Source organism: Sphingobium sp. FW306-1B-F04DB, from assembly GCF_058781925.1.
In genome coordinates, this window is the sequence record NZ_JBYSXE010000151.1 from 1 (window position 1) to 505 (window position 505).

The following is a 505-nucleotide window of genomic DNA, read 5'->3' on the forward strand; positions in this document are numbered from 1 at the left end:
CCGTGACCGTCCTGCCGAAGCTGCGGATCGCGCTATTCCGGGCCACTGGGAAGGCGATCTCCTGATTGGGGCCGCCGGCACGCGCATTGCAACGCTCGTCGAACGCCACAGCCGTTTCACAATGCTCATCAAATTGCCGAAGAAGGATTCGACGAGCATCGTGGCAGCCTTGGCACAGCAGATCGGTAAGCTCCCTCTCGAATTGCGACGTTCCCTGACATGGGATCAAGGGACGGAAATGGCTCGGCACAAGAATTTCACCGTCGCAACCGATATCCAGGTCTATTTTTGTGATCCGCGCAGTCCCTGGCAGCGCGGAAGCAACGAAAACACCAACGGCCTGCTTCGGCAATATTTCCCGCCAGCCACCAACCTATCGCGCTTCTCTCAGGCTGAACTCAACGCCATTGCCTTGCGCCTCAATCAGCGCCCTCGAAAAACATTGGACTTCGAGACCCCCGCCGATAGGCTCAAGAAGGTGTTGCAATGACCGGTTGAATCCACC

Annotated in this window: 1 protein-coding gene; it reads left to right on the forward strand. The window is 57.6% G+C overall.

Features of this window, described 5'->3' with window-relative positions; all coding sequences use genetic code 11:
- Nucleotides 1-490: IS30 family transposase (locus AC3WJD_RS22130; RefSeq protein ID WP_492749026.1), on the forward strand; the 490-nt coding region annotated here is incomplete at its 5' end.
- Between the last annotated feature and the right edge of the window lie 15 nt (nucleotides 491-505).